At 36.2% G+C, this 2,499-nt stretch carries 3 protein-coding genes; all 3 read right to left on the reverse strand.

What is annotated here, in order from left to right; translation table 11 throughout:
• Positions 1 to 121: 121 nt before the first annotated feature.
• Positions 122 to 325: a 50S ribosomal protein L31 gene (gene rpmE, locus ACT8VG_RS10055; protein WP_006507087.1), complete on the reverse strand. Its 204-nt coding sequence runs from the start codon at positions 323 to 325 to the stop codon at positions 122 to 124.
• 99 nt (positions 326 to 424) lie between these two features.
• The gene (gene asd, locus ACT8VG_RS10060; protein WP_444195781.1) at positions 425 to 1,510 is read right to left on the reverse strand and encodes an aspartate-semialdehyde dehydrogenase; all 1,086 of its coding nucleotides are present in this window, start codon (positions 1,508 to 1,510) and stop codon (positions 425 to 427) included.
• A 20-nt stretch (positions 1,511 to 1,530) separates the two neighbouring features.
• A partial coding sequence (gene murA, locus ACT8VG_RS10065; protein ID WP_444195782.1) for a UDP-N-acetylglucosamine 1-carboxyvinyltransferase occupies positions 1,531 to 2,499 on the reverse strand: 969 nt, incomplete at its 5' end.

Here is a 2,499-nt window from a genome sequence, read left to right on the forward strand (position 1 = left end):
TATAATAGGAAAAAAAGCAATAAAAAAGAGCCAACTTCTTAAGTTGACTCCATTGTGTCCATACATAGTATGGACATCTTTTTTACGTAAAAAAAGAACCTGTAGAACAGGTTCTTGCGTCTTATTTAAGACCGTATTTCTTATTGAATTTTTCAACTCTACCATCAGCACTCGCAAATCTCTGTTTACCAGTGTAGAATGGATGACAGTTTGAACAAGTATCCACACGGATTTCATCTAAAACTGAACCAGTTTCGAATTCGTTACCACATGATGTGCAGATTACTTTTACTTTTTTGTAATTTGGATGAATTCCAGCTCTCATTGTCTTATCTCCTTCCGCCTTGAAATATTTGCTACTTCAAAGTAAGTTGCTAGTGTATTGTACATCATTTTTTATTGAAATACAATAGCTTTTTTAAATTTATTTCTTAGTAATATAACCTAATTTTGTTAACATTTCAGCACTTTCAACAGCACCACCTGCAGCACCTCTTAAAGTGTTGTGAGATAAACCTACAAACTTATAATCAAAGATGTTATCTTCTCTAAGTCTACCAATAGAAACTCCCATACCACCTTCATAGTCTACATCTAATGTAACCTGTGGACGGTTTTCTTCTTCCATGTATCTGATGAAATGTTCAGGTGCATGTGGAAGCTTAAATTCCTGTGGTTGTCCCTTGAAGTTATTTAAACGATCAATTAATTCTTCTTTAGTAGGCTTCTTATTGAAACTAATAGAAACAGTTGCTGTATGACCATTTAATACTGGTACACGAATACACTGGGCACTAATAATAGGTCCTTCAGCTTTAACGATTTTACCATTTTCAATATGACCAAATACTTTTAATGGTTCCTGTTCAGACTTTTCTTCTTCCCCACTGATTAAAGGAATGATGTTTCCTACCATTTCTGGCCATTCCTTAAAAGTCTTTCCAGCACCAGAAATAGCCTGGTATGTACTTACTACAACCTTTGTTGGTTCAAATTCCTTCCATGCTGCTAAGCAAGGTGTATAAGACTGGATTGAACAGTTAGGCTTTACTGCGATAAAACCTTTCTTAGTTCTTAGTCTCTTTCTCTGATCTTCGATGACAGCATAATGTTCTGGGTTGATTTCTGGAATAACCATAGGAACATCAGGTGTCCATCTGTGTGCACTGTTGTTTGAAACAACAGGTGTTTCTGCTTTTGCATATGCTTCTTCAATTGCTTTGATTTCTTCTTTACTCATATTTACTGCTGAGAATACAAAATCAACTTCCTTCGCAATATCTTCTACATCTGCAACATCTTTTACGACAATGTTCTTGACTGCTTCAGGAATAGGTGTATCCATTTTCCATCTGCCTTTTACTGCTTCTTCATAAGTCTTTCCCGCACTAGACTTACTTGCTGCAAGTGTAGTCACTTCAAACCATGGATGGTTATCTAGAAGAGTATTAAATCTCTGTCCAACCATACCAGTCGCACCTAAAATACCAACTTTTAACTTGTCACTCATAGCTTCTCCTCCTATCAACATTAATCGTCAATCATATAACGAGTAATGTGTGCTCCTAATGTGATGAGCTTGTGGTCTATATTATCATAACCACGGTCAATATGGTAGACATTTGTAATTTCTGTTTTACCTTCTGCCATTAAACCAGCCACCACAAGAGCCGCACCGCAGCGTAAATCTGTAGCCATTACTCTTGCACCATGTAGAGGTGTCTTGCCTTTTATATAAGCACACGCTTCACCTAATTCAATATCTGCTCCCATCTTATTAAGCTGAGCACAATGCTTAAATCTTTCTTTATAAATAGTTTCAGAAACTTTAGATTGTCCATTACCCTGTGTTAATAGAGTTGTTAAAGGCTGTTGCAAGTCTGTCGCAAATCCTGGATAGATCTGTGTCTTTACTTCAACAGGCTTTAAATTTCCATCATTACCATATACAACAATGCTGTCGCCAATCTTTTCCATCTTAATGCCCATTTCCTTTAATTTAGAAATAAGCGCATCTAAATGCTGTGGAATAATATTCTGGATAACCATCTTTTCACCAATAGCTGCTGCAATAATCAAGAAAGTACCTGCTTCAATACGATCAGGAATAATTTCATGATATGCACCATGCATATGTTCTACACCATCAATAGTAATAGTATCTGTACCCACACCACGGATTCTCGCACCCATCTTAGTAAGAAGGTTGGCAACATCAATGATTTCTGGTTCCTTAGCTGCATTTTCAATAACAGTACGACCTTTAGCCTTAACTGCTGCTAACATAATATTGATAGTAGCACCTACAGAAGCGAAATCTAGATAGATTTCAGTTCCAATAAGTTCATCAGCCTTTAAATGATATGTTCCTGTTTCTTCATCATAATTAATATCAGCACCTAATGCTTCAAATCCTTTTAAATGAAGATCAATAGGGCGAGGTCCTAAATAACAGCCACCAGGCATTCTAATAGTGACTTCTTTATATTTACCTAGTAA

Origin of the sequence: Catenibacterium sp., from assembly GCF_052354645.1 — a bacterium.
Lineage (GTDB): Bacteria > Bacillota_I > Bacilli_A > Erysipelotrichales > Coprobacillaceae > Catenibacterium > Catenibacterium mitsuoka_A.